General features: G+C 71.5%; 26 protein-coding genes. 11 read left to right on the top strand and 15 right to left on the bottom strand.

Features of this window, described 5'->3' with window-relative positions; all coding sequences use genetic code 11:
- Positions 1-117: 117 nt before the first annotated feature.
- The gene (locus DEJ31_RS08815; RefSeq protein WP_111043565.1) at positions 118-597 is read left to right on the top strand and encodes an FBP domain-containing protein; all 480 of its coding nucleotides are present in this window, start codon (positions 118-120) and stop codon (positions 595-597) included.
- Between the two features lie 70 nt (positions 598-667).
- Here DEJ31_RS08815 and DEJ31_RS08810 read toward each other — a convergent pair whose 3' ends face one another.
- Positions 668-1087: a nuclear transport factor 2 family protein gene (locus DEJ31_RS08810; RefSeq protein ID WP_110902787.1), complete on the bottom strand. Its 420-nt coding sequence runs from the start codon at positions 1085-1087 to the stop codon at positions 668-670.
- Entirely contained in the window at positions 1084-2094 is a 1011-nt protein-coding gene (locus DEJ31_RS08805; protein WP_181433483.1) for an NADP-dependent oxidoreductase, read from the bottom strand. The genes DEJ31_RS08810 and DEJ31_RS08805 overlap by 4 nt, the downstream gene beginning before the upstream one ends.
- Positions 2095-2187: 93 nt before the next feature.
- On the opposite strand from DEJ31_RS08805, the gene DEJ31_RS08800 reads away from it, so the two are divergent.
- Complete coding sequence (locus DEJ31_RS08800; RefSeq protein ID WP_110902788.1) at positions 2188-2730, top strand: TetR/AcrR family transcriptional regulator; 543 nt, start codon at positions 2188-2190, stop codon at positions 2728-2730.
- A gap of 114 nt (positions 2731-2844) precedes the next feature.
- Here the strand turns inward: DEJ31_RS08800 and DEJ31_RS08795 are convergent, their stop codons facing one another.
- Positions 2845-3831 carry an aldo/keto reductase gene (locus tag DEJ31_RS08795; RefSeq protein WP_110902789.1) on the bottom strand — a complete coding sequence of 329 codons (987 nt, stop codon included), beginning with the start codon at positions 3829-3831 and terminating at the stop codon, positions 2845-2847.
- 184 nt (positions 3832-4015) lie between these two features.
- Positions 4016-4402 (bottom strand): hypothetical protein, encoded by a 387-nt coding sequence (locus DEJ31_RS08790; protein ID WP_111043566.1) that lies wholly within the window; start codon positions 4400-4402, stop codon positions 4016-4018.
- 94 nt (positions 4403-4496) lie between these two features.
- Between DEJ31_RS08790 and DEJ31_RS08785 the strand changes: the two genes are divergently transcribed.
- The 6 genes from DEJ31_RS08785 to DEJ31_RS08760 all read left to right on the top strand — a co-directional run bounded on the left by DEJ31_RS08785 (position 4497) and on the right by DEJ31_RS08760 (position 10855).
- Complete coding sequence (locus tag DEJ31_RS08785) at positions 4497-5033, top strand: thioesterase family protein (RefSeq protein WP_110902791.1); 537 nt, start codon at positions 4497-4499, stop codon at positions 5031-5033.
- 16 nt (positions 5034-5049) lie between these two features.
- Complete coding sequence (locus tag DEJ31_RS08780; protein WP_110902792.1) at positions 5050-5664, top strand: YdeI family protein; 615 nt, start codon at positions 5050-5052, stop codon at positions 5662-5664.
- A gap of 9 nt (positions 5665-5673) precedes the next feature.
- Positions 5674-6555 (top strand): aldo/keto reductase, encoded by an 882-nt coding sequence (locus DEJ31_RS08775; protein ID WP_110902793.1) that lies wholly within the window; start codon positions 5674-5676, stop codon positions 6553-6555.
- 159 nt (positions 6556-6714) lie between these two features.
- The gene (locus DEJ31_RS08770) at positions 6715-7317 is read left to right on the top strand and encodes a PadR family transcriptional regulator (RefSeq protein ID WP_110902794.1); all 603 of its coding nucleotides are present in this window, start codon (positions 6715-6717) and stop codon (positions 7315-7317) included.
- Complete coding sequence (locus DEJ31_RS08765) at positions 7314-8045, top strand: ABC transporter ATP-binding protein (protein ID WP_111121666.1); 732 nt, start codon at positions 7314-7316, stop codon at positions 8043-8045. Before DEJ31_RS08770 ends, DEJ31_RS08765 begins: the two co-directional genes overlap by 4 nt.
- Entirely contained in the window at positions 8042-10855 is a 2814-nt protein-coding gene (locus DEJ31_RS08760; RefSeq protein ID WP_111121665.1) for an FtsX-like permease family protein, read from the top strand. Before DEJ31_RS08765 ends, DEJ31_RS08760 begins: the two co-directional genes overlap by 4 nt.
- Positions 10856-10935: 80 nt before the next feature.
- Here the strand turns inward: DEJ31_RS08760 and DEJ31_RS08755 are convergent, their stop codons facing one another.
- The 3 genes from DEJ31_RS08755 to DEJ31_RS08745 form a co-directional block, all read right to left on the bottom strand.
- Entirely contained in the window at positions 10936-11220 is a 285-nt protein-coding gene (locus tag DEJ31_RS08755) for a hypothetical protein (RefSeq protein ID WP_110902797.1), read from the bottom strand.
- Positions 11221-11516: 296 nt separating this feature from the next.
- Entirely contained in the window at positions 11517-12182 is a 666-nt protein-coding gene (locus DEJ31_RS08750; protein WP_110902798.1) for an SDR family oxidoreductase, read from the bottom strand.
- A 105-nt stretch (positions 12183-12287) separates the two neighbouring features.
- Positions 12288-12668 (bottom strand): hypothetical protein, encoded by a 381-nt coding sequence (locus DEJ31_RS08745; RefSeq protein ID WP_110902799.1) that lies wholly within the window; start codon positions 12666-12668, stop codon positions 12288-12290.
- Positions 12669-12748: 80 nt separating this feature from the next.
- Between DEJ31_RS08745 and DEJ31_RS08740 the strand changes: the two genes are divergently transcribed.
- Positions 12749-14107 carry a DUF2254 domain-containing protein gene (locus DEJ31_RS08740; RefSeq protein ID WP_181433482.1) on the top strand — a complete coding sequence of 453 codons (1359 nt, stop codon included), beginning with the start codon at positions 12749-12751 and terminating at the stop codon, positions 14105-14107.
- Positions 14108-14193: 86 nt separating this feature from the next.
- On the top strand, positions 14194-15312 hold the full coding sequence (locus tag DEJ31_RS08735) for a sorbosone dehydrogenase family protein (RefSeq protein WP_111121663.1): 1119 nt from the start codon (positions 14194-14196) through the stop codon (positions 15310-15312).
- 21 nt (positions 15313-15333) lie between these two features.
- On the opposite strand, the gene DEJ31_RS08730 is transcribed toward DEJ31_RS08735, so the two are convergent.
- The 5 genes from DEJ31_RS08730 to DEJ31_RS08710 form a co-directional block, all read right to left on the bottom strand.
- Positions 15334-16401: an SDR family oxidoreductase gene (locus DEJ31_RS08730; protein WP_111121662.1), complete on the bottom strand. Its 1068-nt coding sequence runs from the start codon at positions 16399-16401 to the stop codon at positions 15334-15336.
- Positions 16402-16547: 146 nt separating this feature from the next.
- Positions 16548-17186: an ABC transporter ATP-binding protein gene (locus tag DEJ31_RS08725; RefSeq protein ID WP_111121677.1), complete on the bottom strand. Its 639-nt coding sequence runs from the start codon at positions 17184-17186 to the stop codon at positions 16548-16550.
- Complete coding sequence (locus tag DEJ31_RS08720) at positions 17186-19213, bottom strand: hypothetical protein (protein WP_111121661.1); 2028 nt, start codon at positions 19211-19213, stop codon at positions 17186-17188. The genes DEJ31_RS08725 and DEJ31_RS08720 overlap by 1 nt, the downstream gene beginning before the upstream one ends.
- Before the next feature lie 74 nt (positions 19214-19287).
- A complete protein-coding gene (locus DEJ31_RS08715; RefSeq protein WP_111121660.1) occupies positions 19288-19683 on the bottom strand; it encodes a lactococcin 972 family bacteriocin in 396 nt (131 codons plus the stop codon).
- A 98-nt stretch (positions 19684-19781) separates the two neighbouring features.
- Positions 19782-20762: an NAD(P)-dependent oxidoreductase gene (locus tag DEJ31_RS08710; protein ID WP_111121676.1), complete on the bottom strand. Its 981-nt coding sequence runs from the start codon at positions 20760-20762 to the stop codon at positions 19782-19784.
- 88 nt (positions 20763-20850) lie between these two features.
- Here DEJ31_RS08710 and DEJ31_RS08705 point away from each other — a divergent pair, with 88 nt between their 5' ends.
- The gene (locus DEJ31_RS08705; RefSeq protein ID WP_111121659.1) at positions 20851-21831 is read left to right on the top strand and encodes an aldo/keto reductase; all 981 of its coding nucleotides are present in this window, start codon (positions 20851-20853) and stop codon (positions 21829-21831) included.
- A gap of 77 nt (positions 21832-21908) precedes the next feature.
- Here the strand turns inward: DEJ31_RS08705 and DEJ31_RS08700 are convergent, their stop codons facing one another.
- Genes DEJ31_RS08700 through DEJ31_RS08690 form a run of 3 tightly spaced genes read right to left on the bottom strand, consistent with a single transcriptional unit; the run spans position 21909 to position 24367 of the window.
- Positions 21909-22403, bottom strand: a complete 495-nt coding sequence (locus DEJ31_RS08700; RefSeq protein WP_111043576.1) for a DUF4126 family protein — start codon at positions 22401-22403, stop codon at positions 21909-21911.
- 57 nt (positions 22404-22460) lie between these two features.
- Positions 22461-23387: a carbohydrate ABC transporter permease gene (locus tag DEJ31_RS08695; protein WP_220034852.1), complete on the bottom strand. Its 927-nt coding sequence runs from the start codon at positions 23385-23387 to the stop codon at positions 22461-22463.
- The gene (locus tag DEJ31_RS08690; RefSeq protein ID WP_110902806.1) at positions 23384-24367 is read right to left on the bottom strand and encodes a carbohydrate ABC transporter permease; all 984 of its coding nucleotides are present in this window, start codon (positions 24365-24367) and stop codon (positions 23384-23386) included. The genes DEJ31_RS08695 and DEJ31_RS08690 overlap by 4 nt, the downstream gene beginning before the upstream one ends.
- Positions 24368-24441 lie beyond the last annotated feature (74 nt).

Genomic DNA, 24441 nt, shown 5'->3' with positions numbered 1-24441 from the left:
GACATCAGGGCCTGACGCCCCTGCCGTGTCATCGACACGGCTTCGTCGTCGACCCCTCCAGAACGAACGCACCTGAGACGCACACTGCTGCGCCGGTGCCAGAACGACAGGTTCACCATGCTCCCGATCACCATCGAGGCCCTCCGCGCCTCCTTCGTCAACGCCTCCCGCCGCGAGGTCACCGACATGACCGTCCCCGACCTCGACGCCGTCGACTGGGAGGACCTGACCTTCCTCGGGTGGCGTGACCCGAAGACCTCGCGTCGGGCCTACGCGGTCATCCCGACCCTCGACGGCGCCCTGATCGGCATCGTGTTCCGGCAGGCCGAAGCGTCGCCACGCTCCCGTGCCCAGTGCTCGTGGTGTCAGGACGTGAAGCTGCCGAACGACGTGGTCTTCTACTCGGCCAAGCGCTCCGGTCCGGCGGGTCGGAAGGGAGACACCGTCGGCACCCTGGTCTGCCAGGACTTCCAGTGCTCGCGGAACGTCCGGAAGACCCCGCCGCCGGCGTACGAGGGCTACGACGTCGAGGCCGCACGGCTCCGGCGCATCGAGGACCTGCAGCTCCGCGTCGCGGGCTTCGCCGCCGAGGTCTGACCCCGGGACCTGGACCGCTCAGGGACGGACGGGAGGCGCGGTGCCGGCCCGCACCGCGCCTCCCGTCCGGTCAGTGCGGCAGCGGTGGGTTGTCGAACGCGATGCGGAGCGTTGCGATCCGCCACACCTCGTCGGCCACGCTGAGCGTGAAGGTGGCCGTGCCCGTCGCGACGATGACCGGCGTGGTGCCGTCGACGGCGATCAGCGTCAGGAGGGCGGTCGCCCGGCTGGTCCCGTCCGCGGCACCCGTGATGACGGTGTTCGTGAGCAGGTGCCGCTGCTGGACGGGCGGCCCGTCCGGTGGTGCGGAAGCGAAACCGATGATGGCGTCCCGCCCGCGGATCGGGCCCATGACGACCTGGTCCCTGACGGCGAAAGACCATTCGGCGTCGTCCCGGTGCACGGCGGCGAGGGCGTCGAGGTCGTGCGTATCGAGCGCCGAGCCGTACTGCGCGATGACCTGCTGGATCTCGTGGGTGGCGGCGCTCATGCGACGGTGAGCACGATCTTGCCTTCGAGGTGGCCTGCGGCGGCCCGCTCGTGCGCGAGCTGCGCGTCGGCCAGGGTAAAGGTGCTGTCGATCGCGACGCGCACGACCCCCGTCTCGAGGAGTTCGGCGAGCTGGGCGAGCTGGGCACCGCTCGCGCGCACCTGGGTGCTCGAGACCGACACCTCCGCGGCCGCGGCCTGCTCGGGGTCGACGGGACCGGAGAAGACCGGGAAGAGCGCACCACCGCGCGTGACGTTCGCGAGGAACCGACCGGTGGCCGGCCCGCCGACACTGTCGAGGACGAGGTCGAACTCCGCACCGGATTCCTCGGGGGGCGTCACCGTGTAGTCGAGGAACTCGTCCGCTCCGAGTTCCTCGAGGAACTGTCGGTGCGCTCCCGAAGCGACCGCGACGACGTACGCGCCCTTCCACTTCGCGAGCTGGACGGCGATGTGGCCCACACCGCCGGCGGCTCCGTTGACCAGGACCCGGGTTCCCTCGTGCAGCGGCACCGGGCGGTGCAGCTCCGCTTGGAACGACGGCACGGTGTCGTGCCCGAGCTCGATGAGGAACTGCCAGGCCGTCAGCCCCGCCATCGGCGCCGCGGCCGCGTGGACGTGGTCGATGCTCGCCGGCTTGTGCGCCAGGTCGGTCGCCGGTGCCGCGACGTACTCCGCGTACGCGTTCGCCGGGGCGTCCGGGAAGCGGATCAGGCCGAAGACCTCGTCGCCGGGCACGAAGTCCGTGACGTCGGGGGCGACCGCTTCGACCACGCCGGAGATGTCCGAGCCGAGGATCAGGGGGTAGGCGAGGACGGGTCGCCACTCCGGCGGCAGGATCGTCATGCCGTCCCGCATGTACCAGTCCGGTGGGTTGAGCCCGATGGCGTGGACCCGGACGAGCACCTCGCCCGCCTGCGGCTCCGGCCGGGTCACCTGCTCGTACCGCAGGACCTCCGGTCCGCCCGGGGTGTGGACCTGGACTGCGTGCATCATCAACTCGGTCATCGTGTCTGCCTGTCGGTCATCTAGACTGGACCGAAGTGGACCAGTGGTCCGAATATATGGACCACTGATCCAGATAGCAAACGAGGTGCCCGGATGCGAGCAGACGCACGCAAGAACCACGATGCCCTGGTGGACGCGGCTGCCGCCGTCTTCGCTGAGGACGGGGCCGACGCGTCCCTCCGCGTCATCGCCCGTCGTGCTGACGTCGGCCTGGCGACGCTCCTCCGGAACTTCCCGACCCGGGACGCCCTGCTCGAGGTGCTGCTCCGCACCGGCTTCACGGAACTGGCTGAGCACGGACGAGCCCTGATGACGGCGGACGACCCCCGCGCTGCGCTGCTCACCTGGGTCCGGGAGTTCGTCAGGAGCGCCGACGTCTACCGTGGTGTCATCGACGTCATGGCCTCGGCGATCCACGACCCGGACTCCGCCCTGCATGCCGCGTGCGTCGAGATGCGGACGTCGGGCGCGGAGCTGCTCGCACGCGCGCAGCAGGCCGGGGTCGCTCGGTCCGACCTGGACGGCGACGACCTGTTCATCCTCGCCGCCGGCTTCGCGTGGACGCGCAGCCAGGCTTCCGCACCCGCTCGCCGCGAGCACGTCCTCGACGTGCAGCTCGCGTCGCTCGGGACCTGATCGCGGCCCCCCGGGCCCGACGACGAGTGGCCGTCCGCGCGACGCCCCACGCGGAGACGGACGGGAGGCCCGGTGCCAGCTGGCACCGGGCCTCCCGTCCGACCGGTGGTCGCGTCAGCGACCGATGCTGGACATGTCCGGGTAGCGGTCGCCGGTCGGCAGCGGCAGCGACGTCAGGCGCTCGACCTGCTCGGCCGTGAGGGTGAGGTCGGCGCCGCCGACGTTCTCCTCGAGGCGCGTGACGCGCTTCGTGCCGGGGATCGGGACGATGTCGTCGCCCTGGGCGAGCAGCCAGGCGAGCGCGACCTGCGCCGGGGTGCCGCCGACCTCGTCCGCGATGCCCTTCACGACGTCGACGATCTTCATGTTCGCCGCGAATGCCTCCTGCTGGAAGCGCGGGTTCGCGGAGCGGAAGTCGTCGTCACCCAGGTCGGACGGCTTCGTGATGGCTCCGGTGAGGAACCCACGGCCGAGCGGCGAGTACGGCACCAGACCGATGCCGAGCTCACGGAGGGTGTCGAGCACGTCACCCTCGGGGTCCCGCGTCCAGAGCGAGTACTCGCTCTGGAGGGCCGTGATCGGGTGGACGGCGTGGGCCTTCCGGATCGTGGCGGCACTGGCCTCGGAGAGACCGATGTGGCGGATCTTGCCCTCCTGCACGAAGCCGGCGAGCTGTCCGATGACGTCCTCGATCGGCACGGCCGGGTCGACGCGGTGCTGGTAGTAGAGGTCGATGTGGTCGGTGCCGAGCCGGCGGAGCGAGCCCTCGAGGGCGACGCGGACGGACTCCGGCGCACTGGAGATCGCGCGGGTCTGGGTCGGCGTCTGCTCGTCGGCCTCGTGGTGGTACAGGCCGAACTTGGTGGCGATGACGACCTCGTCGCGGCGGCCGTGCAGGGCCTCGGCGAGGAGCTCCTCGTTCGTGTACGGGCCGTACGCCTCGGCGGTGTCGAAGAGCGTGACGCCGAGGTCGATGGCGCGGTGGATGGTGCGGATGGACTCGGCGTCGTCCGAGCCGGCACCCGAGTAGAAGGCACTCATGCCCATGGTGCCGAGGCCGATCGCACCGACCTGGAGGTCGGCGAGTGTGCGTGTCTGCATGCGTGGTCCTTTCGTTCGCAGTCCCCGGTGTACTCGCCTCCGCCGGAGCCGAGGGAGGCACTGACCGTGCCCGCCTGACGGGAATGCACGGCAGCGGCGTCTGCGCACGAGACCACGAACGCCGACGGACCCGGTCCGCGCGATGTGCGCGGTACCGGGTCCGTCGGGTGGTGCGAGCTGGTCGTCAGTGCTTGCGGAAGTACGCGTTCGACGCCGGCAGGAACATCAGTACGGTGGCGACGATGACCAGGATCAACGTGATCGTCCCGAAGACCGAGAAGGCGGCGAAGATGCCGAGCAGCTGCAGGATCGCCAGGACGAGCAGCACGATGCGGGCCCAGTTCCGGCCGTCACGCATCTTGAAGACGATGAAGAGCTCGACGAGTGCGATGACGATCGCGATGACCGCGCCGACCGTCAGCCCCGCGCGCATGGTCGTGTCGTCCGTCTGCGATCCGACACCGATGACGTTGATGATGCCGCCGATGATGCCGACGACGACGACGATCAGCCAGAGGATGAACGAGACGGTGACCGTGGTCGGACGACCGGTCGCGGAGGTGGTGCTCATGCTGAGGATCCCTTCGTGGCTCGGCGAGCCTGTTGAAGCTGAACGTAGTCTTCGAAACAGCTGATGTCCGTTCTCCGCGTGGTCGGATCGGGGCGTGAACCTGACCTTCCGGCTCCTGTTGCTGACGCTGCGCGTGCGCCTCTCCCCGCGTCGCCGGCTGTCGCTGTGGGACGAGTCGCGGACCCCGTTCCGCGTGACGCTCACGGACCTGGACCCGCTCCGGCACGTGAACAACGGCAAGTACCTGTCGCTGCTCGACCTCGGCCGCTTCGAGCTGATGCTCCGGTCGGGTGCCTGGCGCACCTTCGGTGAGCACGGGTGGTACCCGGTCGTCGCCGCGCAGACGATCACCTACAAGCGGTCGCTGACGCTCGGGCAGCGCTTCGAGTTGCGGTCGCGGGTGCTCGGTGTGGACGAGCGCGCCGTGTACATGGAGCAGACCTTCGTCCGCCACGAGGACGTCATAGCCCGGGCCGTCGTGCAGGCCCGGTTCCTCCGTCGGACGGGAGGCACGGTGCAGCCCGACGAGCTGCTCCCGGCCGTCGGTGGGTCACCCCGCGACCTGACCCTGCCGGGCTGGGTGACGGCCTGGGCCGACGCCGTGCGGGTCAGCGGCGCCGGGAGGGCCTGAGTCCTACCATCGGGCCATGGAGATCGAGCCGTTCGTCGTCGCCGACGCCGCTGCCTGGCGCGCCTGGTTGGACGGCCACGAGGACCTGTCCGACGGGGTGTGGCTGGTGCTCGCGAAGAAGGGCACCACGAGTCCGACGAGCCTGACGTACGCGCAGGCCCTCGACGAGGCGCTCTGCTCGGGGTGGATCGACGGGTCCAAGCGCGGGCTCGACGCGGCCACGTTCCTCCAGCGGTTCACCCCGCGGCGGAAGGCGTCGCTGTGGTCGCAGCGGAACGTCGGGTTGGTCGCGGGGCTGATCGCGGCCGGACGGATGCGGTCCCGTGGGCAGGCGGAGATCGACCGGGCGCAGGCCGACGGCCGGTGGGACCGGGCGTACGCGGGTGCGGCGACCGCCGAGGTGCCCACCGACCTCCGTGTGGCGCTCGACGTGGTGCCGACGGCGGCTGCGCTGTTCGCGGACCTCGACGCGACGAACCGGTACGCCGTCGTGCACCGGGTGGTGACTGCTCCGAGTCCGACGGCGCGAGCGAACCGGGTGGCGAAGCTGGTCGGGATGCTCGAGCGCGGTGAGACGCCGTACCCCCGTGCCCGGGCGGACCCTCAGGAACGTGGTGCCGGGCAGGCGTAGACCGGGTGGATGACCACTGGCACTGACACCACGAACCGTCCGGCCGCATCTTCCGGCACCTTCCGCATCGGCGGGGACCTCGAGGTCAACCGCCTCGGCTACGGCACCATGCAGCTCACGGGCCCCGGCGTGTGGGGACCGCCGAAGGACCACGACGAGGCGATCCGCGTCCTCAAGCGCGCCGTCGAACTCGGGGTGAACTTCTTCGACACCGCGGACTCCTACGGCCCCTACGTCGCCGAGGAGCTCCTCAAGGAGGCCCTCCACCCCTACGGCGACGACGTCGTCATCGCGACCAAGGCCGGCCTGACCCGCACCGGCCCGAACGAGTGGCCGCCGGTCGGCCGCCCGGAGTACCTGCGCCAGGAGGCCGAGATGAGCCTCCGCCGCCTGGGTCTCGAGCGCATCGACCTGTTCCAGCTGCACCGCATCGACCCGAAGGTCCCGCTCGAGGACCAGATCGGTGAACTCAAGAAGCTGCAGGACGAAGGCAAGATCCGCCACATCGGGCTGTCCGAGGTCTCCGTCGACGACGTGAAGGCCGCGCAGGAGATCGCCACGATCGTCTCCGTGCAGAACCTCTACAACCTCACCGACCGGTCGGCCGAGGAGCTCCTCGACTGGTCCGAGCAGCAGGGCATCGGGTTCATCCCGTGGTTCCCGCTCGCGACCGGTGGGCTGACCGGCGATGACTCGCCGCTGACCGAGCTGGCGAAGCAGAAGGACGCCACCCCGGCGCAGGTCGCACTGGCCTGGCTGCTCAAGCGTTCGCCCGTCATGCTGCCGATCCCGGGCACGTCGAGCGTCGACCACCTCGAGGACAACCTGCAGGGCGCGACGATCGAGCTCTCCGACGACGAGTTCCAGGAGCTGTCGAAGCTGCACAGCTGACGCACCGAACCGCATGACAGGAGGCTCCCCACCGGTCCGGTGGGGAGCCTCCTGTCCGTCGTCCGGATGATCTCCGTCCCGACCGCTTGCCGAACCATACCGGGTATGTGCATACTCGGTATGCCCGAGGGGAAGTGCTCCGACGGTCGAGGGGGAACGATGAGCGTTCGCATGGGCGTACTCGCACTGCTGGTGGCCGAGCCGGGCTACGGCTACCAGCTCCGGGGGGAGTTCGAGCACCGCACGGGGGGCAGCTGGCCGCTGAACATCGGCCAGGTCTACACGACGCTCGACCGGTTGGAACGCGACGGTCTCGTGGCCCGCGGCGACGCCGACGACGACGGACACGTCGTCTACACGGCGACCGACGCCGGGCGTGAGGCCGTCGACCGCTGGTTCAACGAGCCGGTCCCCACCAAGCGCGGTCGCGACGAGCTGGCGATCAAGTTCGCGATCGCGGTCACCGTGCCCGACGTGGACGTCCGACACCTGGTGCAGGTGCAGCGGACTGCGGCGCTCCGGGCGCTGCAGGACCTGACCCGACTGAAGCGCACGACGGACCCGGCGACGGAACTGGCGTGGTCACTCGTGCTCGAGTCGATGGTGTTCCAGGCGGAGTCCGAGGTCCGGTGGCTCGACCACGTCGAGTCGAGCGTCGCGCGGTACCAGCCGGCGCCCCGAGCCACGATCGACACCCCCGACGACGAGGACGCCTACGGCAGCGAGCCAACCGGCCGCCGTGGCACGGGAGCCGTCCGATGAGCACCGCACCGCTGCTGGAACTCGACGCCGTCGCCGTGCAGTACGGCAGCGGCGCGCAGGCTGTGACCGCCCTGGCCGGTGTCGACCTGACGATCCGACCGGGCGAGATGGTCGCCGTGATGGGCACCTCAGGCTCGGGCAAGTCGACACTGCTGTCCGTCGCCGGCACCCTGATGCCCCCGACGAGCGGCGAGGTCCGCATCGACGGCGAATGGGTGTCCGACCGGCCCGCCCGTGAACTCGCAGCGCTGCGGCGACGGGTGCTCGGGTTCGTGTTCCAGGACTTCAACCTCATCCCCTCCCTGACCGCGGTCGAGAACGTGGCGCTGCCGCTGGAGCTCGACGGCTGGCGGACCGGGCGTGCACGGAAGGCCGCGGAGCTCGCGCTCGAGAGCGTCGAACTCGGACACCGTCTGGACGCCTGGCCGGACGACCTCTCCGGTGGTCAGCGACAGCGCGTCGCCATCGCCCGCGGGGTCGTCGGGGACCGCAAGCTCGTCCTCGCCGACGAGCCGACCGGTGCCCTCGACTCGCAGACCGGCGAGGTCGTCCTCCGCATGCTCCGTCGGCACGTCGACTCCGGCGCCGGGGCACTGCTCGTCACGCACGACGCCCGGCACGCCGCGTGGGCGGACCGCATCGTGTTCCTCCGCGACGGCCGGATCGTCGACGAGTCGTCGTACGCCGGCGTCGAGCTGGTCCTGACCGACTTGCAGGAGCAACCGTGAGCGAGCGGCCCCGGCGGGACACACACCGTCCGACGATCCGCAGCCGCTCCCCGTTCGCCGTCCGCCCGGCACTGCTGCTGGCCCGACGTCTGGCGTTCGCCCGGCCCGGGCGTGCGGTGCTCGTCGCGGCGCTCATCGGCTTGCCGATCGCCGGCCTGGCCGCGGGCGGGGTGGTCATCGCGTCGAGCACGCAGAGCACCGAGGACCGGTTGACCGTCGAGCTCGGGCAGTCCGCGGCGATGCTCGAGGCGAACGGCCCGGACCTCGCCGGCATGCGGCAGGACCCGGTGGACCGGTACACGTCGACCATCGCGAAGAAGAGCCCGCTGCAGCGGTACTACGACCGTCCGGACACCTCCGACGCCGACGCCAGCGCCTTCCCGACGCCCGACCTGCTGGGCTCGGTACCCGACGGCGCGGCGTCGATCCCGGTCCGGCAGGGCACCGCGGTCGTCAGCGGCCCCCGCGTCCCGGTCACGGTCAACGCCGTCGAGGGCCAGACCTGGGCCGGCGCACTCCAGGGGCACTGGGAGCGCATCGACGGCGGTGTCCCGCGGTCCGGGGACGAGGTCCTCGTCACCCCGGCGACCCTCGATCGTCTGGACATCGCCGTCGGCCAGACGCTCCAGCTCAACGACCCCGTCCAACGGCAGGTCACCGTCGTCGGGACGCTCCGCGACCTGGGTGTGCCGAGTTCGACCCTCGCGGTCTTCGGCCAGTGGGGGTCGCTCGGGCTCGAGGACGACGGCACCGCACAGGTGTTCCTGCCCGACCGCAGCGTCACCTGGCCCGAGATCCAGCGGTACAACGACCACGGCATCGTCGTCGAGTCGCGTGCCGTCGTGCTCCACCCGCCGTTCCCGAGCACGAGCACGCGCGGCGCGGGGTCCCTCATCAGCTACGGGTACGTCGGCCTGGCCGGGGTGTTCGCCCTCTTCGAGGTCGGGCTGCTCGCCGCTGCCGCGTTCCTGGTCAGCTCTCGAGCCGACACCCGGACCCACGCGGTGCTCGCCAGCGTCGGCGGGGACCGGCGCTTCCTGTTCACCGTGGTGTCCTCGTCCGGGCTCGTGCTCGGTGCCGTGGGGGCCGTCGTCGGCAGCGCGCTCGGCATCGTCGGCGGTGTCATCGCGTTCCACCTGCTCGACTCCGGCGACCGCGCGCAGTACCCCGGCGTCCACCTGCCCTGGCTGGTGCTGCTCGTCGTCCTGGTCCTCGGGCTCCTGGCCGGCTGGGCGGCGTCGCTCGTCGCCGCCCGGAGCGCCAGCCGGGTCGACGTGGACAGCGCCCTCCGTGGTGCGACCCGCCCCGCCCCGGTGTCGCGTCGACGACGGGCCGCGGCGGCCGGACCGGTGCTCGCCGTCGTCGGCATCGTGATGACCCTGGCCTGCGGCATCGGGGTCCTCGCCCTGAACGCCCGCCCCGTCCAGGAGGACCACCTGGCCCTCGTCGTCGGCGCCGGGGTCGCGCTCGGGCCGTGCCTGGCGCAGCTCGGCATCGTCATGGCCGCCCGTCGACTGCTCGGCGCGGTCGCCCGCGTCGGCGAACGATTCGGCCTGCCCGCCCGGATCGCCGTGCGGGACGCCGTCCGCAACCCGGTCCGGACCGTCCCGGTGCTCGCGAGCGTGATGAGCGTCGTGTTCGTCGCGACCGTCGTCCTGACCTTCACCGCGTCGCAGTCGACCCAGAGCAACGAGCAGTACGAGTTCAGGACCGCGACGGGCGTCGGGACGACCGCGGTCACCGACGTCGACGGGGTGCCGGACGCCGACCTCACCGCGCGGGCGGTCCGCGTCGTGCGACAGGTCGTCCCGGAAGCCCACCTCCGCGTGCTCGGCGCGGGCATCGAGAACCGCTCGGACGACGCCCCGGTGACGTTGCCGGTCGACGTGCACCGCCCCGACTGCACGAGCGCCGGCAGCGGACCCTGCGCCGGGTGGTTGGTGGGGCCGGACAGCACCAGCCCGCACGTCCTGACCGGCAGCGCCGACGACCTCGGCGTGCTGATCGGACACCGGCCCTCCCGGGCCGCCCGGGCAGCGCTCGAGCGCGGTGACGCCGTCGCCGTCCGCCCCGAGTTCGTCCAGGACGGTGTCGTCCGGTTCGACACCCGCAAGGCATCGCAGTTCGCGATGTACGGGGAACGACCGACCGGTCGCCCCCTGCACACCATGACCGTCCCGGCCGTGGTCGAGCACACCGAGGAGCCGCTGCAGATCGCCGTCTTCCTCACTCCGCAGGGTGCCGCACGACACGGCCTGGAGACCGAGCCGAACTACCTGGTCGGGAGCTTCCCCGACGGCATGTCGACGGAACGCTCCGACGCCCTCGCCGCCACCTGGCAGGCCTCCGCCGGACAACAGGCGGACTCCTGGTACCCGTCGTTCAACGTCGAGGCCGGACCGCAGGACCCGTTCCGTCCGATCGCCCTGGTCGTCGTCCTGCTCGCCGGCATCGTCACCCTCGGGGCCACGACCGTCGCGATCGGACTGGCCCGCGCCGACGGCCGCCGCGACGACGAGGTCCTCGACGCTATCGGCGCCTCCCCCGGGGTCCGTCGTCGGGTCTCCACCTGGCAGGCCGCGGTGCTGACCCTGGTCGGTTCGCTGGTGGGCGTCGCGCTGGGGGTCCTGCCGCTCCGGGCACTCACGCTGCGGTTCACCCCCACCCCGCTCGGCGTCTCGCACCTGCCGTTCGCGCCGGACCCGACCTCGCTCGTCGTGCTCGCGCTCGGCCTGCCGCTGCTGGTCACCGCCGGGGTGTGGGCCGTCGCGGGGCGTCGGCGGAAGGTGGCGGTGCGCCGGACGGCCTGACGGCGGACGGCCTGCACGCCGGACGGGAGGCGCGGTGCCAGCTGAAACCGGGCCTCCCGTCCGGTGTGCGGTCGCCGCCGCTACTCGGTGAGCTTGATGAGCAGGGGCAGGAAGAGCCCGGCGAGCCAGGAGAGCACGAGCACGGAGGCGCCGATCGCAAGGAGCCGACGGCGACGACGCTGCCTGGGGCTCTCGGCGACGCCCCAGACGCCGGCACGGACCAGCAGGCGGTTCGCCTCGCCGACCAGGCGGCGGACCTCCGGGTCCTCCATGTCGAGGTGCCCGTTCTCGGCGTGCTCCGCGATCGCGGTGGCCTCGTCGACCGTCAGCGCGGTGTCACCCGTCGCGCGGTCCCTGCGTCGCATGCGCCCACGGTAGCCCGCGGGTGCCCGGAGGGCCACCGGTGGCGCCGGGCGGCACCCGCGGCGTGCTCCCGCGGCGCGCTCCCGCGGCGCGGTCAGGCTGCGCACAACAGGAACCGGCTCGAACCGCGGACTCCCGTGGCTCGAGCCGGTTCCTGTTGTGCGGCGGCAGTGCGCCTCGGTGGCGGGGCGCGCCGGTGGCGGGGCGCGCCAGTGGCGGGCTGCCACCGGCGGCGCCGAGGTGGGCGGCGACGGACGGGAGGCGCGGCGCGGTCCGGCACCGCGCCTCCCGTCGGCGGTCACTCGGGCAGCGGCTCAGCGTAGGTGCGGAACTCGCCGCGCTCCGTGTGGATCGCCCACAGTCGCTCGGCGATCGACTCACCCGAGTGGTCGTCCTGGCCGTCGTCGATGCCGAACGGGATGATGAGCTGGCCGACGTGCACGTCCTCGTCGCGGACGGCGTCGTGGAGCAGCTGCGCGTAGGCGCTCTCGCCGGCGAACGCGACCGAGGTACCGGTCACGCGCGCTCCCGGGCGGACGGCACTGCCGCCGTTGACGAACAGGATCGTGCCGTGCCCGAGCGACCGCATGCCCGGCAGGACCTGGCGGACGGCGTTCACCGAGCCGTAGACGGAGAACTCGATCGGGCCGACGAGGTCTTCCGCGGTCGTCTCGAGGACCGGCCGCATGTACTCCTTCGCCGGCAGCGGGCTGTACTGCAGGACCTCGATCGGGCCGAGCTGCTCGGTGGCCTGCTCGAGCGCGTGCCGGAGCGAGTCGCCGTCCCGGACGTTCGCGGCGAACCCGGCGGCCTGGTGGCCCTGCTCACGGAGCGACGCGGCGAGTTCGTCGAGCCGCGCCTGGTTGCGGGAGATCAGGGCGACGGCGAAGCCCTCGCGGGCGAAGCGTTCCGCGACGGCGAGCCCGAGGCCCTTGCCGGCGCCGACGATGGCGATGGTGGTCATGTGTCCTCCAAGGACAGTGAGGTGGTCCTCCCACTGAACCAGGCCACCTGGTCCGGCCACTCGGGCAGGTCGAGGCCCGCGGGCGCGCCGGTGGCAGCCGGATGGTCACGGCAGCGGCCGGGAGATCGGGTCGAGTCGGCATCCCTCCCCCTCGACCGCGAGGCGGCACCTCGGCGGCAGCGCCGAGATGAACTCGATCTCGAAGACCCCGGCACCCTCGATGGTCGCGGTCTCGATGTCCAGGAGGAACTCGACCTCGGCCCAGCCCGGGTTCCCCGGACCCGCCGGTGCTGGCAGCACACGCGCCGAGAAACCCGCGACCCAGGCCCGGTGCAGGACGCCCGGGAGGCTCCGCGATCGGACACGACGCGGCAGGACGACACGCATCCACATCCGGAGCACCTCCACCTGCACGGTCCGCCGCGAGCCACGACGTCCCTGGATCGAACCTCGGTCGTCCTCCGGGCGTCGATCAGCGTCGCGCATCCCGGATGGGGACCGTGAACTCCACCGGCGAGCGCGGCTCCTGCGTGCACGCCGAGGTCTCCACCCGCAGCGTGGCAGGCATGTCCCGTCCCACCTCTCCCCACCGGATCACCCGGGAGAGCGCTCGTGCGGCGCTCTGGTTCTGGCCGTCCGTCTGGGCAGGCGTCGCCGTGGTCGTGACCCTGCTGCTGCTCGTGGTGCGTCCGGGCCCGTCCGGGTGGCGCTGGCCGGGCGGGCAGGAATCCGCCGGTGTCCTGCTCCAGGTGGTCGCATCGAGCGTGATGGCCGCGACGACGGTCACGTTCTCGCTGACGGTCGTCGCGCTGCAGTTGTCGTCACAGCAGTTCTCCCCGCGGCTGCTCCGCGAGTTCGCTCGTGACCGGGTCACGCAGGCCGTGCTCGGGATCCTGCTCGCCACCTTCGTGTCCGCCCTCACCTGCGTGCTCGGGATCGGCGGCACCCGGCTCCCGGTGTTCGCCCTCGCGCTGGTCTTCGTCCTGGGGATCGCGTCCGCCGGCGCGCTCATCGCGTTCGTCGGGCACATCGTCCGGTCGCTCCGGATCGACTCGCTCATGCGGGCGGTCCACGGTGAGACGGCGGCGATGATCTCGGCGACGTACCCGCCGAGGACCGACGGGAGGCCCGGGGCCGGCTCCGACGGACTCCCGGACGACCGGCGGGACCCGAGCCGATCCCTGCCGGACCGCGTGCCGGAACTCGACCTGAGGGCGCGTCGCACCGGGTTCGTCCGACGCATCGACACGGAAGCGCTGACACGCGCCGCCCGGCGGGACGACGTCGTGGTGCAACTCCGGGTCATGCCCGGGGACCACGTCACCCTCGGCGCACCGATCGCACGGATGTGGTTCCGGAGCCGCCCAGCCGACCCGTGGGACGTCGTCGAGCGGGCCCTCGAGATCGGGTACGAGCGGACGATGGAGCAGGACATCGCGTACGGGTTCCGCCAGCTCACGGACATCGGGGTGAAGGCGGTGTCCCCGGCGATCAACGACCCGGTCACCGCCGTGCACGCGATCGGCTACTGCGCCGACCTGCTCGTGCGGCTGGAAGGTGTCGTCATCCGCGACCGCCGGGTGCAGGACGGAACCAGTGTGCTGCGGCTCGTCGTCCCGGACCGGGACCGGCGGTATTGGCTCGACCTGGTCTGCGGTCCGCTCCGCCGCTACGGTTCTGCCGAGCCGATCGTCCTGGGTGCACTGCTGCGGATGCTCCGGGACTGTGCGGCCTCCACCCAGGACCCGCTCGACGGCGAGGAGTTGCTCCGGCAGGCCGACCTGGTGCTCGAACAGGCGTCGACCACGCTCGCGGCGGTCGACCTCGAGGAGCTCGCCGATCGGCACCGGCGGGTCGGTGCTGCGGTCCGGGGCGACCTCGACGCAGCGTACGACGACCGGGCCGGCGAGACGAGGTCGGTCTGATCCCGTGGCTGCTCGGAGCCGTCAGCACCCAGCGGTTCCGCACCTCCGCGGGGTGCAATCGAGGGACATCGCCCGGGAGGCTCACCATGGGAAGAACCCGTCGCACCGTCTCGGCCGCGAGCGTCGCGCTCGTCGCCCTGGCGCTGACCGCCTGCACGAGCGAGGACGGGACCGACCCCTCGGACGCACCCCGGGCCTCCGCCCCGGCCGACCTGGCAGCCGGGCAGGTCGCACCGGACGGTGCCACGACCGACGTGGTGGCCGGACTGGAGGCCCCTTGGTCCGTCGTGCGCACCGGTGACGGTGCCGACGCCCTCGTCAGCCTGCGGGACTCGGCGGAGGTCCTCGAACTGTCGGAGGACGGCGAGCGACGCACCGTCGGCACCGTCCCCGGCGTCCGACACGGCGGGGAGGGCGGCCTGCTCGGACTCGCACTGCAGGACGACGGGCTGTTCGTGTACTCGACCGGGGAGGACGGCAACCGCATCGAGCGCTACGACCTGCAGGGGTCGACGGGTTCGTACGAGCTCGGTGACGCCACGACGGTCATCGACGGGTTGCCCGCCAACACGTTCCACGACGGAGGGCGGATAGCGTTCGGCCCGGACGGCATGCTCTACGCCAGCGTCGGCGACGCGGGGGCGAGCGAGGACGCCCAGGACCGGGACTCCCTCGCCGGCAAGATCCTCCGGCTCACCCCGGACGGCGACGTGCCCGCTGACAACCCGTTCCCGGACTCCCCCGTGTGGAGCCTCGGACACCGGAACGTGCAGGGTCTGGGGTGGAGCGCGGACGGGACGATGTTCGCCTCCGAGTTCGGGCAGGACGCCCGCGACGAGCTCAACGTCATCGAACCCGGCAGCGACTACGGCTGGCCCGAGGTCGAGGGCACCGGCGGCGAGGACCAGGGGTTCGTCGACCCCGTGCAGCAGTGGGCCACCGACGACGCGAGCCCGAGCGGCCTGACCGTCGTCGGCGACACCGTCTTCATCGCCAACCTGCAGGGCCGGATGCTCCGCGGGGTACCCGTCGACGACCCGAGCAGTGCGCAGGAGTACTTCGTCGGTGAGTACGGCCGCATCCGGACGGTCCTGGCAGGGCCCGACGACACGTTGTGGTTCGTCACGAACAACACCGACGGACGCGGCGACCCCGGCGAGGACGACGACCGGATCGTGCAGGTCCCGCTGACCACGGGCTCGTGAGCCCCACCGGGGTTCGCTCCGTCAGGGGACGAGCCGCTCCGCGCGGTAGCGGTCGAACAGCCGGGTGAACGAGTCGAGCGTCCGGTGGTGCTCGGTGAAGCCGGCGAGTCGGCTCTTCGACATGTCGGTCATCACCTCGATGTCCCGCCCGAGGTCGGCGTCGGTGTGCCACCAGGACGCCAGCCGCTCCAGGTCCGGCTCGACCAGGCCGTGCTCGGCGACGATCTCGGCCCAGACGGGGGCGGCGTCGACCATCTGCTCCTCGAAGGGGCGGGGTGCGGTGTCGAAGCCCTCGGCCTCGACGCCCAGGTGCGCAGCGAGCCGCGGCCACATCCAGCGCCAGCGGAAGACGTCGCCGTTCGCGGTGTTGAACGCCTCGTCCGACCCGGCCGGGTCCGTCGCCGCCCACACCATCTGCGCGGCGAGCAGGTCGGCGTCGGTGACGTCGGTCAGGCCGTTCCACTGCGTCTCGCTGCCGGGGAAGACCATCGGTCGGCCGGTGTGGCGGCTGATCGCAGCGGCGACGGCGATGGTGAGCCCCATGTTCATCGCGTTCCCGACCGCGTACCCGAGCACGGTGTGCGAGCGGTGCACCGACCACGTGAAGCCCTGGCGCGCGGCGGCGGCGAAGAGCTCGTCCTCCTGCGCGTAGTAGAAGTTGTCGACCTCCAGGCGTGGCTCGTCCTCGTGGAACGGAGTGTCCGGCATCGCGCCCTGCCCGTACGCCTCGAACGGACCGAGGTAGTGCTTCAGGCCGGTCATCAGCGCCACGTGCTGCACGGGTGCGTCGGCGTGCGCCGCGAGCAGGTCGCGGACCATGCCCCCGTTGACGGCGATGTTCTCGACTTCGGTCGCCTGCCGTGACCACGCCGTGAAGAACACGTGGGTGGCCGGGACGTCCGCCAGGGTCGAGTTCAGCGACTCCGCGGAACGCAGGTCGGCGGAGCGCCAGGTGACGCCCGGCCGATCGGCTCCCGGGCGGCGGGACAGTGCGGTGACGGTCCAGCCGTCGGCGACGAGGTGGCCGACGATCGCCGATCCGGCGATGCCGGTGGCACCGACGACGAGGGCGTGCGGGGTCGCGGTCATGCGGGTCCTTCCGGTGGAGGGCGGTGAACCGGAGACAACACCTGTCGGCTGTGTGCATTCCGTCCCGCGGGTGGTCCTCGGACGGGAGGCGCGGCGGACAGGGGTACGGACGTCACCTCCCTCGTGTGGTCGCCTCCGCGCTCGGGTCACCGTGGGTCGATCGGCCCGAGCCGCAGGACGGTCGCCGCCCAGTCCTCGACTGCCGGCGCATGGGTCGCCACGATCACCGTGGCCCCGGCTGATGCGAAGTCGGCGAGCGCCTCCAGCACCATCCGCGCGTTGTCGTCGTCGAGTGCGCTCGTCGGTTCGTCGGCCAGGATGACGTCGGGCTGCTTCACGAGGAGTCGAGCGAGGGCGACGCGCTGCTGCTCGCCGCCGCTGAGGTCGTGTGCCCGGTCGCTCCCACGCCCCGCGAGTCCCACCCGCTCCAGCGCCTCGGCTACGGACGTCCGGAGTCCGGTCCGTGCACGACCCGGACGGCCGATCCGGATGTTGGCGTCGACCGTCATGTCGGGGACGAGGCCGAAGTCCTGGAAGAGGTAGCCGAGGTGGTCGCGCCGGAGTCGTCTGGCTCGACCGGGGCTCCTGCCCGCGTTGGTCCCGTCGATGCGGACCGTTCCGGAGTCCAGCGAGTCGATGAGCCCGATGCAGTCGAGGAGGGTCGACTTGCCGGAGCCGCTCGGCCCGGTGAGCGCGAGCACCTCCCCGCACGCCACACCGAACGACAGGTCCCGCCAGAGCAGCCGTCCGCCACGGTGCTTCGCGGCGCGGTGGACCTCGAGCATCACGAACCACTCCCCCGGGACCGGACGACCGCCCTCGTCGAGACGGCGACCACAGCGACGGCGACCACCGTGAGCACGACGAGCGCTGCGACTGCGGAGACTCCGCTCACGCCAGCGGCACGCGCAGCGGGATCGAGCGCCGAGACGGCTCCTGACCCGTCAGCTCGCGTCTGCCACCAGCGATGCACGACGGCGATCCCGCCGGCTGACAGCAGGAGACCCTCGACCAGCAGGAGGTCGCCGTTCACGCGAGCCGGTGGTCGACCGGCGGCGATGCCGGCGAAGAGCCGACGGCCGTGACGTCGGTGATGTGCCGCGGTACTGATCACGGCGAGGACGACGGCGACGGTGAGACCGCTGATCACCGCGAGGACCCCGATGCCGACGGCGGTCGCGGCCTGCCGTTGGCGTTCAGCCACCGCCTGCCCCACGGAGACGACCGCGCTGAACTCGTCGCCGAGACCAGCGGCCTCGATCGCACGGTCGGCGACGGCCTCGGAGGTGAAGACGACGTCGCCGGTGGACAACCAGGCACCGAGTTGGTCCGGCGTGAAGACACCGGAGGCATCGGGGACGACGACCACCACGGCGTCGGTCGACCAGGAGGCCGCCGAGGAGTCACCTGCGTACGTGTACGCCCCGGTCGATCGGAGGGCCCCGCCGCCGATGTGCCGTCGTTGCTCGTCGGGCGCCCCGCGGAGTTCCCAACCCACCAGCGCACGGATCACCGCCCTTCGGTCGAGGTCCGACCCCGGCGGGGTCCAGACGGTGATGCGGTCGTCCGTCACGGTGATGCGGTCACCGTTTTCGGCGCGGAGGTCCTGATGACGCAGGTACTCGGCGTCGACGAACAGTCCCGGCACCGAACCCGGACCGGTTCCCGTGCCCACCTCGACCGCAGCGGTGAGCAGGGCATCGTGCCGGTCCAGGGCGCCGCCGACGAAGTCGCCGATCCGGTCCCAGTAGCCCTGCGTCTCGGATCCGGGCCGCGGGTCCGGGGTCACCCAGAGCTGGACGGCGTCCCCGGCTGCCTGCAGCTCGCGGTCGCCGGAGTCCGACCTGGCCGCGGCGACGGCAGCCGTCACGTCGAACACCGCGGCGACCAGCAGCAAGACCGCTGGCAGTCGAGCGGCATGTGCCACCAGGACGAGCGCGCCCGGAAGCCGAGCTCCCCGCAGGGTGGCCGCGATGGGCCGGCGAACGGCGATGAGCGTGCCGACGACGTGGGCTGCCACGACCGGGACGAGCAGCGCTGTGGTGAACACCGCGGCCGACATCGCGAACGTCTCCCACGACGCGAGCCCGTTGTGGAACCAGAGGAGGAGTCCCACGACTGGTACGCCGACCAGCACGACGGTCAGGGTCGCTCGGACCTCGGACAGCTCGGCGCACACGATCGCGCCTGCGCTGCGGCCGTGCAGTCGGCGCACCGCGGTCCGTCGCGGTGCGCCGATCGTGCCGACGAAGCAGAGCGCCACGCAGCCGAGCACGAGGGTGCCGGTGAGCTGGGACGTGTTCTGGACGCCGCCGGTCACGCCGATGCGATCCAGGACCGGCACCGTCTCGGAGCTGGTCGTGAAACCAGCACCACGGAGTGCTGCGGCGGTCGCACGCTCGGCTCCGTGGTCGCCGATGACCTCGTACGAGCCGGTGGGGTCGTAGCGGTCGAGTGCTGCCATCGGTCGCACCGCCGTGCGCACCGTCCGGGAGAAGTCGGGGTAGCCGTCACGCAACCAACCGGCCCCGTCGGTCCCCGGAGCAGCGGTCACCAGAGCAGTGCGCCGGGTGGTCGGTGCCGACCGGTCGGCGACGGTCCGGACGATCGTGGCGTGGTGTCGTCGAGCGACGTCCTCGAGGGAGACGGCGATGCGGCCGTTCGACGTCGTCCCTGTCCCGGCCGCCGCCGTCACGACCGACGAGACACCGACCACTCCGGAGTCGCTCAGTCGCAGCATGCCGAGGAAGGCGAGGACGACGGCGAGCAGGGGTGGGATGACGTAGGCGAGTCGCACTGACCGCATCCGCATGGAGTCTCCTTCCGGTCCGCGGCAGGACCGCGGCCGCGAGCGGGGCGTTCCGACGGGAACGCCCCGCTGTCCGGTCAGCAGTTGTGGTAGTACGCCTTGTTGCCGCTCCGGGCCTTGGGTGCCGTGGCGAGCGCGTACCTGCCACCTGCCACTCCGGTGACGCGCTTCGACTTCACACCGACAGCTGTGGCTCCGTGACACCGACGCTCGCGGAAGAAGTTCGACCAGGCGTCGTCCTTCCCGACACCCCACTGCCAGAAGCTCCCACCGCCACCGTCGTCCTTGCGTGCCGTGCTGCCGCGGGTCTCACCGCTCGAGCCAGGACCGTCGTCCGTCATCAGGACGCCGCCCGCTTCAGACCCGTGCCCGAGTACCTCGGTCGGTGAGGCCGATGCGACGGCGGCGGGTCCGACGACGAGTGCGGACGCCAGCGCGAGTCCGACCACCAGTGCTGGTTTCTTCTTCTCCATGTCTGTTCCTCTTCCTGCCCCCCGATGGGGCAGGAAGAGGCTGTCAGCACGAGAGCGACGACGTCGAGTACTTCGTATTCCAGAGGATGCGAAGCGGCTCACACGACGAGCGGCCCCGCCACCTCGACCTCGCCGCGCTCCACGAGCCACCGCACGGCGTCCAGCACGGTCTCCTCCGCCGTGTACCGGGGCGCGTAACCGAGCAGCCGCCGGGCCTTGTCGATGCTGAACACGTGACTGCGCGACAGGTGCTCCCAGCTCGCGTCGGCGTGCTCCGCAGCGGTGGCGGCGCGGAACCGGTCCCACGTGACGGACTCGAGTCGGGCCTCCCGTCCGAACCAGGACGCGGCGAGCGCGGCGTACCCGCGGGCGGTGAGCGCGGTGGGGGCGACGACGGAGAAGTCCTCGCCTGACGCCGCATCGCGGTGTTCGACGGCGAGCGCGAAGGCCTGGGCGACGTCGTCGGCGTGCACGTGGTGCATGGTCTCGGCGCCGAGGCCGGGCACGAGCAGGGGTTCCCCGGCGGAGAGCGTGCGCCAGACCGACGGGTCGAGGTTGCCGACCGGGCCGATCGGCGCCCAGCCGGGGCCGCTGATGTGGCCGGGGTGCAGCGACGTCGTCGCAAGACCCCCACGGGCGGTTTCCTCCTTGAGCATCCGGGCGATCGCGTCCTTCTCGATGCCGTACTCGCCCTGCGGCGGGGTCGCGTTCTCCTCGGTGACGGGCAGCACTGCGCTGGGTCCGGCGCGCCAGATCGAGCCGCAGTGGATCAGGTGCGCGTCGGTTCCGCGGAGCGCCGTGACGAGTGCGGTGGCGGACTCGAGGGTGAAGCAGACGAGGTCGATGACGACGTCGGGTCGCAGCGCGACGATGCGGTCGCCGAGGACGCCGTCGCGGTCCTCCAGCTCGCGGTCGGCGGTGACCTGCTCGACCTGCTGCCACTCCGGGGCGTCGACGTAGGCCGAGCGGGTGCCGCGGCTGATGGTGACGACGTCGTGGCCGGCACGCACCAGACGCGGGACGAGGAAGGTGCCGATGTGGCCGGTGGCCCCGATCACGACGACGCGCTGTCTGCTCATGCCGTCACCGTACGCGCGGCCGACCCGCAGCCACGCGCAGCGGACGATGCCGTCGTCCGCCCGGTGGTGAGGGGCTACCGTCGATCCCATGCAGCGACGCACACTGGGCCGTACCGGCCGTGAGACCTCCGTGATCGGACTGGGCACCTGGCAGTTCGGCGGTGACTGGGGTCCGGTCGCCGCGGAGGACGCCTTCGCCGTGATGGACGCCTCCGCCGAGGCCGGCATCACCCTGTTCGACACCGCCGACGTGTACGGCGACGGCCGGAGCGAGCAGCTCATCGGCCGCTGGACCGCCGCGCACCCCGATGCCGGGGTCACGGTCGCCACGAAGATGGGTCGCCGCGTCGACCAGGTCCCGTCGAACTACGTCGCCGCGAACTTCCGGCAGTGGGTCGACCGGTCGCGCGAGAACCTCGGCCAGGACACGCTCGACCTCGTCCAGCTGCACTGCCCGCCGACTCCGGTGTTCGAGGACGACGCCGTGTACGACGCCCTGGACGCGCTGGTGTCCGACGGCTCGATCGCCGCGTACGGCGTCTCGGTCGAGACCGCCGACCAGGCCCTCACCGCGATCGCCCGTCCCGGGGTCGCGAGCGTCCAGGTCATCCTCAACGCGTTCCGGCTGAAGCCGCTCGACCGCGTGCTGCCCGCCGCCCGGGAGGCCGGGGTCGCGATCCTGGCACGGGTCCCGCTGGCCTCGGGGCTGCTGACCGGCAAGTACACGACCGAGACGACGTTCGCACCGGAGGACCACCGCACGTACAACCGTGACGGTCAGGCCTTCGACCAGGGCGAGACCTTCAGCGGTGTCCCGTTCGCGGACGGCGTCCGTGCCGCGCAGGAGTTCGCCGCGGCTCTGCCCGAGGGCGTCTCGGTCCCGCAGGCCGCACTGGCCTGGGTCGTCGCGCAGGAGGGGGTCACCGCCGCGATCCCGGGTGCGCGCAACGCCGAGCAGGCACGGTCGAACGCCGCGGCCGGGTCCCTCGACCTGCCCGGGGACCTCGACGCGACCGTCCACGACCTGTACGACCGGTGGTTCCGTGCCACGGTCCACGAGCGCTGGTGATCGCGACCGCGACCACCGACGGACGGGAGGCCCGGCTCACCAGGTGAGTCGGGCCTCCCGTCCGTCGGGTGGTCGGCTCAGCCGGCCTTGACCACGGCGCGTGATCCGGCGATGACGGCGACGTCCTCGGCGACGGCGACCACCTTGTCGGGCAGCACGGTGCCGACGGCCTTGCGGGCGCCCCAGGCGACGTAGGAGCCGACGAGGGCCCCGATCGCGCCGAGGATCGCGCCCTCGATGCGCAGGTCCGACTTGCCGGACTTCGTCGTGGTGCCGAGCGCGAGCCCGGCGAACGCGCCCGCACCGATGCGGCCGAGGAGCGCCGGGAAGGCGATCCGGTTCGGGGTCTTCGGCAACTTGTCACCGATGATCTCGCCCGCCGCACCGGCGACGAGACCGGCGCGACCGATCGACGAGTCGAAGGTCTTCCAGTCCTGCCAGTCACCGCGCAGGTTCTTGTCGCCCTGGTGCAGGCCGAGGACGGCGAGCGGTGTGGCGGAACGGCCTCCGCTGAGGATCCCGAGCAGCAGTGCACGCGTCAGGGTGCTGGTGGTCCGGCTCTTCTTCGACATGTGTTTCGTCTCCTTCGTGTCGCCGTCGACGCTACTCAGCCCGGCTGTCCCCGAGGCTCAGCCCTTGACCGCACCGGCGGACATGCCGGAGACCAGGTTGCGCTGGATGATCATGAAGAACACCACGACCGGCAGCGAGAACAGCACGGAGGCAGCCATCTGTCCGGTGAAGTCGGTGCCGGCGGTCTGCGTCGTGAAGGACGCCAACCAGACCGGCAGCGTGTAGTGCGCCTGGTCCTGCATGAACGTGTACGCGACGATGTAGTCGTTCCACGCGGCGATGAACGCGAAGACGCTCGTCGCGATCATGCCGGGCATCACGAGCGGGAACAGCACCTTCGTCAGCACCTGCCAGGTGCTCGCGCCGTCGATGCGGGCAGCTTCCTCGATCTCCATCGGGATGGCCAGGAAGAACCCGCGCATCACCCAGATCGAGAACGGCAGCACCGCGGCGACGTAGGCCAGGATCAGCCCGGCGTAGCTGCCGGTGAGTCCGGTCTGGTTGAAGATGAGGAACTGCGGGATGAGCAGCGCGGTGCCGGGCAGCATCTGGACGAGCAGGATCACCACGAGGATGGTCCGACGTCCGCGGAACCGGAACCGGGACAGTGCCGCCGACGCCAGGATCCCGAGCACCAGCGACAGGACGACCGCCCCGACCACGACGATGCTCGAGTTCTTCAGGTAGACGAGGAAGTCGGCGCGGGTGAACGCGGTGACGAAGTTCTCGACCGTCGGGTGTGCGGGGGCGAACAGCGGGGTGCTCGTCAGCGCTTCCGACCGCGGCTTGAAGGCGGTGTTCACCATCCAGTAGACGGGGAAGATCCACACCACGCAGAAGACCACGGCGATGGTGCTGCTGACCCACTTGACCGGACGACGTCGACGACGGATGCGTTCGGTGGCGGCGACGCCCTTCGGGGTCGGGACGGCTGCGGGGACGTCGGCCTCGACGGGGATGCCCGTCGGCAGTGCGGTTGTCACAGCTCTTCTCCCGATCGGACGAGGTTCCGGATGTAGAGGGCGCTGAGGACCATGAGGATCAGCGCAGCGATCACGGCGACCGCGGAGCCGGTGCCGATGTCGTGCCCGACGAAGGCGGTGATGTAGGTGAAGACGCCGAGGGTCGAGGTGGCACCGTCCGGGCCGCCCTGCGAGACGAGCCAGATCTGGTTGAAGACGTTGAAGTCCCAGATGATCGACAGCATCGTCACCAGCAGCAGCGTCGGCCGCAGGTACTCGATGGTGACGACGCGGTAGACCGTCCACTCGGAGCCGCCGTCGAGTCGGACGGCTTCCTTCACCTCGAGCGGGATCTGGGTCTCGGCCGCGTACAGGGTCAGTGCGATGAAGGGCACCGCCTGCCACACGACGAGCATCCAGATCGACGTGTACGCCAGACCGGCGCTGTTGCCCCAGTCGGTGTTCGTCATGTCGCCGAAGACGTGCAGCTGCGTGAGCATCCAGTTGACGACGCCGTAGCCCGGCTGGAACAACCAGTTCCACACGAGCGAGGACGCCACGTTCGGCATGCCCCACGCGCAGATGAGGACGATCGTCACGGCGTAGCGGAGGACCACCCCGAGCCGGGTCATCAGGTGGGAGACACCGGCGCCGATGAGGATGCTGCCGAGCACCATCGCCGCGGTGAACAGGATCGTGCGCACCAGGGAAGCCCAGAACGCCGGGTCGGTGAGGATCTGCACGTACTGCGCCAGGCCGACCGCGTCGTAGGCACCGGTGTAGAGCGAGCGCTGGTCGTAGTCGGTGAACGACGTGAAGACCAGGAAGACGATGGGGGCGATCGTCACGAAGACGAGCACCAGGCCCGCCGGCGTGAGGAGCCACAGCGGGGCGAACGAGCGGGTGGCGCGACGGCGGGGTGACCCACCGGGCCGGTCGTCGCGCGAGCGGGTCGGACGGTCGGTGCGCTCCTGGCTCGGGCGGGTGGCGGAGACGGTCACGTCTGGCCTTTCCGTGAGGGGCGGACGGTGCGGGTGCCGCGGCGTGTGCCGGGGTGCCCGCACCGTCCTGCGTC

It is taken from the genome of Curtobacterium sp. MCPF17_031 (assembly GCF_003234035.1).
Taxonomy (GTDB): Bacteria; Actinomycetota; Actinomycetes; order Actinomycetales; family Microbacteriaceae; genus Curtobacterium.
This window is presented reverse-complemented; position numbering and strand designations above follow the sequence as displayed.